The organism is Candidatus Jordarchaeum sp. (genome assembly GCF_052745115.1).
Map to the genome: position 1 here is coordinate 1 of NZ_JBRAKS010000223.1, position 6,327 is coordinate 6,327.

A 6,327-nucleotide genomic window follows, 5' to 3' on the forward strand; every position below is an offset into this window, starting at 1 on the left:
CGAACACCATTTAGGCGGTGTCCTAAATGGGTAAGTTTCGGACAACGGTTCACGGGAAGCCCATGAATCATCTGGCATTGGAATTGATGGAACACGGTTTGAGTGCGGTGGAGGCCGTGGAGAGCGTTATGAAAGATAATCCGGAGCAGGATGCGGGCCTTATTGCGGTTGACATGAAAGGTAATGTGGGTGTGATGAATTCTCAGAGAGTGGAGCGAAGAACCGATGTTGCAAAAATTTTCAAGGAGGATAAGACTACTGGTGCAAAGGTAGCGGTTTTATTAAATGAGATCCATCCTCCCCAGGCCGTGGCTGAGGTGGCGGCGGGGTAGCAATGGAAATCATGACTCAGAGTAGAAAGCCAGACTTCGAGGTCTTAGTTAAAACAGGTATGAAGCCGGAATTCGGCCCCAATGATGAGGTGCATGTAGACAAAAACTTCACAGCCATTAAATTAATTACATCGGATAAGGATAATTTGATTGGAACGCAGCTCTGCTGTATCCCCTATGGAGGAGCAAAAGTAATCCAGAACAATAAAAAGATAGGCTACACAATAACAGAACCACTGACAATAGTTGAGAACGGGACCATAGTGGATCTAAGTGGTCAAAAAGAATTTCATGTAGCTGCCAAGCGCTTCTGACACTTGAATAAATATTTTATATTATTTTTTCAAATCTGGTAAAGATACTTACAATGTCTGTCTTTTTCATGCAAGTTTTTCTGATGTTATGGTTTCTAGCTCATCGGCTTTTTGGTTACTAAATTCTCCTTCGGCGCGCCATAATATTTCTCATTCTTTTGTGACTAAAAGCAGATGGATAGTATCCTCATTCGGGATTTGTAGCTGTTCTCTGAATGGTTTTTTATTGATGTAAAGGGTGATTGTTCGGTGGCGGTTTTTTCTGTCCGGAATTCCGGCTCGCATTCCAACATCTATCATGAAGCTTACAGCTCTGTATCCTCTGCTAATTGTTGGCAGCTCATAATATTCAACTCCTAGATTATTATCCCCAAGAGTATTTAGAAAGAAGGTCCAGGTGTTAACCAGTTCCTGATGCCATTGCTGGAATGCAATCACTAAAATGTTCAATTTACCTTCTAGGTCTCCCGGTAATGTGAAGTGTTGACCTTCCAAATTTGATCCTTTAACTTCCGGAAACTTCATACAAATTAATCCCAAATTTCACGGTTTCGAAAAATGATTCGCAGCTAACATACCTTTGGAGTAGTAAAAATAGTTCAAGTTAAATATCAATGAAAAGGTTTTTCAACCGGTTTAATAAGTTGAATGAAAGTAGAAACTGGTTCCCTACTTATCATTTAATTGACTCTAAAAATTTAGTGTAAAATGTGGAAAATAATTAATATACTGTAAGAGATGTTTGCTTTATTGTGTTGATTCTGATGAAAATGGATTGTAGAAAATTTTCCGAATATTTGTAAATCAGTTTTCAAAGAGGAAAAGATTAAGCTGCTAGTTTGAGGAGAATGCCGATGGATAAAGAATTGGAAAACATTTTGAACGAAAAACAACGGAAAATACTGAAAGAAGTTGAGAAAGCTCTGGAAGATGTAGTAAAACTCGAAGACTGGGAATTAAACGAAACCCTGACATTTTTCCTAGATGCAGAACTTGCATTGGATATCGATTTCAAGAATGAATTATTGACTCTAACCTATGAGAAAAATTTTGGCATATACGATGCGGAAGGAGATGTCATAAGCGAAGTTGCGGATTGGCTTAGAGAATACGCAGATGAGATAGAAGAAGAGCACAAAAAAATTTTAAAAATGGGATTCGAAGGCGAAGCATTAGAAACATACGGAATACACAACATCCTATGCCTGTACATTAAAGAATACAAATTCGACCAATTAGATGAACTGGCGGAAGACTTGGAGAACATCTATGAAGAAGAGGAAGAATACAAAGAAGACAAAATTGTTCTTAAAAAAATGGTAGAGCTACTAGAAGACGAAGAGGAAGAGGTACGCAGAAGCTCCGTATCATTACTTAAATGGTACGCTGAAGAAGGACTCACCGATGAATCGGCTCTATCAAGACTCGTAGAATTATTGGAAGACGAAAACGTGCAGATACGCAGAGGAGCTGTGAGTGCATTAGGCGAATACGCTGAGGAAGGGGCAACAGACGAGACCGCGTTAGCGAAACTTGTGGAGCGGCTGGAAGACCAGGATGCAAAAGTGCGTGAAGACGCTGCAGAAGCTCTGGGCGAATACGCTCGACAAGGACTTACAGATGAGGTTGCGCTACAAAAACTGGTAAAATTACTTGAAGATGAGGATGAAGAGGTGCGTGAGAATGCCGCAGAGGCTTTAAGTGCCTATGCTGAAGCAGGATTCACAGATCATCTAGCCCTGGTGAAACTCGTTAAACTTCTAGGGGATGAGAAGGAGGAGGTACGTGGGGATGCTGCTTATGCCCTTGGTAAGTATGCGGAGCGCGGTCTGGTAGACGAGGCTGCTCTGCCTAAGCTTAGGAAACTACTGGAAGATGAAGATGAAGAAGTGCGCGGAAAAGCCTCCTTCGCCCTCGGAAAATATGCCTAGAAAAACTTCACAAACAAAACTCCACAACAGCCCAGGAAATAGGGGGTATAAAAAAATTTTAAAAACATTTTCGACTTTTTAATGTTTAATCAGTATAAAATTACTCTGAACACAGGTGACGTGTATAGATCTCCACTCCGTTTTTAAAAAATTCTACCTGGAACATTTTCAATGGAATTAGTGGAACTGTGAGAATATGAGTCAAACTCGAAAAGTTTACTGCATAAGATGTGGGCGAACCTATCTCTATTCTGGAGATGTAAAATCCGGACAATGCCCCAATTGTAAAAGGTGGGGAACGCTTTACGAAGTTAAAATAGAAACCTGAGACAAAAGTGGAGACAAGAAATAGATTAAATTAGGATTCTAAAAAAATCTATCAATTTCGGGGAACTTAAAATTATGAGTTCACAGAACCTATTCGTATACGGTACCCTAATGAGCAGGTACCGGGATCCCAGAGATGGTGAGATTAAAAAAGCTCCAAGATCCGAGATTTTAAAGGATATTAATTTTGAAAAAGCTTTACTACACGATTATAAACTGGTGTGGCCTAATCAATTGAATTTTCCTTTCATAATCCATTTCAAGGGCCATTCTGTGAAGGGGGAGGTTTATTACGCCATTGGTGAAGAAGTAATCAAAGTATTAGACGAAATTGAAGGTATTGCTGAGGGGCTATACAAAAAAAAGATTGTAAACGTTATTATTGAAAATGGAGATAAAATTGAAGTTATAGTCTACGTGGGCGGTGAACAACTTCAAAGATATAGGGATAGTCCGAGCTACTTTACAGTGATTCCTGAGGATTTTAAAAAATTAGAAAGTAACAATCTATAAGTATTTCAAATTCTTATAATAAAAGGTAGAAGCTTCATCAAGTGCATTTATAATTATGATATTTATAGGAAATATATTTAATCTTATTTTTATATATAATTCTACCTATATTAAAATGTTATATATTTAATTGAACGAGTATAGGAGAGATGTGGAGGTTTTATATATGTCTAAAAATTGGAGAATGGTAACAGCGACAACTGATGTGGCTGATTGGTATAGTGGTTACATCCCCGCCTTTATGAGAGCTATGGTTGAGGGAAAAATCCCTGACACGGTAGCCTTTTTCTATATGGATAAACCAGCGGTTTTTCTTCAGCGTTACTGTGATGCTCTGAGGGATGTGAACTATGATGCCTGCATTGAAAATAATGTAAAGGTTACTCGTGGCATTGTTGCGGGTGGAGGAGTCATTTACGGTGAGCCCGGAGTAGAGCCGGTTTTGACTGTTGTTTGGAACAAGGATGCGCACCTGGAGTTGCCCTCGCAACCAGATTTGATACTGTTGAAGTTCTTGGGTGTGCTGGCGGATATTGTAAGTGAGAAGTATAAGATACCCATGAGGTATCGACCTCTCAACGATTTGGAAATTTGGGATGCTAGCCGTAAAGTTTTTAGAAAGATTGTGCCCTCGGGTTGCTCCGGTCTCTTTAACGCGATAGGCATAGCTAGTGGTCCTCAAACTACCAAACCCTCTGAGCTAATGTCAAAAATATTAGTTTCCCCTATAGAGAAATTCGCAGATAAAATCCTTAAAGATGTACAAACCAGAACTTGGAACTTAGAGGAGGCGGGGGTCTACCCAGAGGGAATAAAGGAATTAGAAAGAATAAGAAGAGATTGGATAGAAATGTACCTGCACACACTTAAAAAAGCATTCAACATAGAGGTGGAAGAGGGAGAGTGGGCTGATGCAGAGAAGCAGTACGTTAAAGAGTTCACAAGCCAGTTTGGATCTGAATCTTGGATATTTGCAAGATCCGCAGAAAAGAAATTCGAGGAGATTCCATCGGGTACAAGTCTGGGTAAAGCGTTTTTGAAGATAACCGGAGGCCCAATGGTGAGAGCCTATGTTCTCAGAGAAGGAGACATCATAAAGGACATGATGTTTACAGGAACAATGCATATGGTTCCGGCAGACGCTCTGGAAAAACTGGAGAAAGAACTTATAGGCTTAAAAATCGATAATAAAACCATTAAGGAGAAGGTTCACGGAATATTCGAGGGCGGCGCTGAGATTGGATTGATGCGTGAGGAGCAACTTTTGAGCATTATTTTGGAAGCGTGTAAACTCAGCTACGAAGAACCTAGTTAGTTTAGTAGAAATACGCAGAATATTTTTTCCTAAAGAATTACTTGTATTTGTGTAAATTAAAAGCATTGATAGCATTATATATTCCATTTTCATATTTTTTTTACTTTTTGATATTAACTTCCCTTATTTTCCAGTGGAAATAAAGGGGCTTATTGAGAAATTCGCAAAAATAAGTATAAAATTTGTAAAAAAATAAGGAGTTAACCCTTGTCTAAGCATTTAATTAGTACTTGTAAAAGCCTCTTCCAGTTGCTTTACCTGTCCATCCTTTTTTTACATATTCCTCAAAGAGAGGGCATGGTTTATAGACTTCTATCTCATACTCTTGGTACAATCTTTTCAGGGTATTTAGCAGGTTATCTAAGCCCATAGCGTCTGCTAGTTCACAAATTCCTACCGGAGACCGAAAACCTAGTTTAATGATTTCATCTATGGTTTTTGGATCAGCCACCTCATCATCAATCACCCAAAAGGCTTCGTTCGCCGCTCCCGCTATGGCTCTGTTAACATCATATTTACCCGCAAGACTCATATCAATTTCTGGAGAGCCTTTACTCCAATCGAAGAATCCTTTACCACTCTTCTTTCCCAACCTTCCCTCCTTAACCATCGATTCTAAAAGTCCAGGTGGGGGTTGGAAACGTTTTCCATAAGCTTCAACAAAGTGCTTGCTTACCGCCAGTACAATGTCTGCTCCTATTATGTCGTTGGCTTCGGCAAAACCCATAGGGAATCCAATAGCTCTAAGGGAGGCGTCCAGCTCCTCTGGAGTAACCTCTCCTCTGTAGATTGCCCATAGGGTTTCGTTTCCCGCACCCATGAGAATCCTATTATTAACAAATCCATTAACATCCTTTCTTAAAACAACCGGTTTCCTCCCGATCCTTTCCGCCACATCTGATATTACTTGCAGGGTTTCCTCACTGGTTTTCTCTCCTTTCACCACCTCCACCATGAGACTCAAAATCGGCGGATTCGAAAAATGCATGCCTCCAATCCTATCGCCTCCCTTTAATCCCTTAGCTATATCTGTAACCCTCAAACTGGAAGTATTGGTAGCAAAAACCACTTCCCTTGGAAGTTTGTCTAGCTCAGCGAAAAGCTTCCTCTTAACATCTAAATCTTCAGCAACAGCCTCAAGAATAAAACCTACATCCTTAACATTCTCCAACTTATCCGCAATCGTTATTTTATCTTGAACATCTTCAAAGCTTTTTTTAGTTAAATCCATTTGTCGAAGCTCTTCAATTGTATTCTTCTGTTTTTCGTCCAAATTATTTAGAGCCGTTTTGGACTTGTCGTATACAATTACATCAAAGTCGTAAAGAGCGAAGAGAAGGGAGAGGTCAGAACCCATGGTTCCCGCACCAATAACCGCAACCCGTTTAATCTCACTAGCCATTATCACAACCTCCTAAAAAAAATTTTAAACATATAAAAGCCGCTGCCAAAATTTTTTACAGAATTTTTAATATTTGTATATTTAAATTTTCTCATATTATAACGAAATTTTAAGAAAGAACTTCCCATCTTTAAAAAATCTGATACTCTTTATAGATATGAAACAGGTTAACATAATGATCTTTATTTTTAAT

Annotated in this window: 7 protein-coding genes; 5 read left to right on the plus strand and 2 right to left on the minus strand. The window is 39.2% G+C overall.

Going from position 1 to position 6,327, the window contains the following annotated elements:
• Positions 1 to 26: 26 nt before the first annotated feature.
• Positions 27 to 332, plus strand: a complete 306-nt coding sequence (locus ACUVXA_RS14235) for a DUF6963 family protein (RefSeq protein WP_445871941.1) — start codon at positions 27 to 29, stop codon at positions 330 to 332.
• A gap of 2 nt (positions 333 to 334) precedes the next feature.
• The gene (locus tag ACUVXA_RS14240; protein ID WP_445871942.1) at positions 335 to 646 is read left to right on the plus strand and encodes a DUF7259 domain-containing protein; all 312 of its coding nucleotides are present in this window, start codon (positions 335 to 337) and stop codon (positions 644 to 646) included.
• Positions 647 to 796: 150 nt separating this feature from the next.
• Here ACUVXA_RS14240 and ACUVXA_RS14245 read toward each other — a convergent pair whose 3' ends face one another.
• Entirely contained in the window at positions 797 to 1,171 is a 375-nt protein-coding gene (locus ACUVXA_RS14245) for a hypothetical protein (RefSeq protein ID WP_445871943.1), read from the minus strand.
• Between the two features lie 329 nt (positions 1,172 to 1,500).
• Here ACUVXA_RS14245 and ACUVXA_RS14250 point away from each other — a divergent pair, with 329 nt between their 5' ends.
• The 3 genes from ACUVXA_RS14250 to ACUVXA_RS14260 all read left to right on the plus strand — a co-directional run bounded on the left by ACUVXA_RS14250 (position 1,501) and on the right by ACUVXA_RS14260 (position 4,732).
• Positions 1,501 to 2,577, plus strand: coding sequence for a HEAT repeat domain-containing protein (locus ACUVXA_RS14250; RefSeq protein WP_445871944.1), 1,077 nt, complete (start codon positions 1,501 to 1,503; stop codon positions 2,575 to 2,577).
• Between the two features lie 402 nt (positions 2,578 to 2,979).
• On the plus strand, positions 2,980 to 3,417 hold the full coding sequence (locus ACUVXA_RS14255; RefSeq protein ID WP_445871945.1) for a gamma-glutamylcyclotransferase family protein: 438 nt from the start codon (positions 2,980 to 2,982) through the stop codon (positions 3,415 to 3,417).
• A 166-nt stretch (positions 3,418 to 3,583) separates the two neighbouring features.
• A complete protein-coding gene (locus tag ACUVXA_RS14260) occupies positions 3,584 to 4,732 on the plus strand; it encodes a lipoate--protein ligase family protein (protein WP_445871946.1) in 1,149 nt (382 codons plus the stop codon).
• 223 nt (positions 4,733 to 4,955) lie between these two features.
• On the opposite strand, the gene ACUVXA_RS14265 is transcribed toward ACUVXA_RS14260, so the two are convergent.
• Positions 4,956 to 6,134, minus strand: coding sequence for a 3-hydroxyacyl-CoA dehydrogenase (locus ACUVXA_RS14265; RefSeq protein ID WP_445871947.1), 1,179 nt, complete (start codon positions 6,132 to 6,134; stop codon positions 4,956 to 4,958).
• Positions 6,135 to 6,327 lie beyond the last annotated feature (193 nt).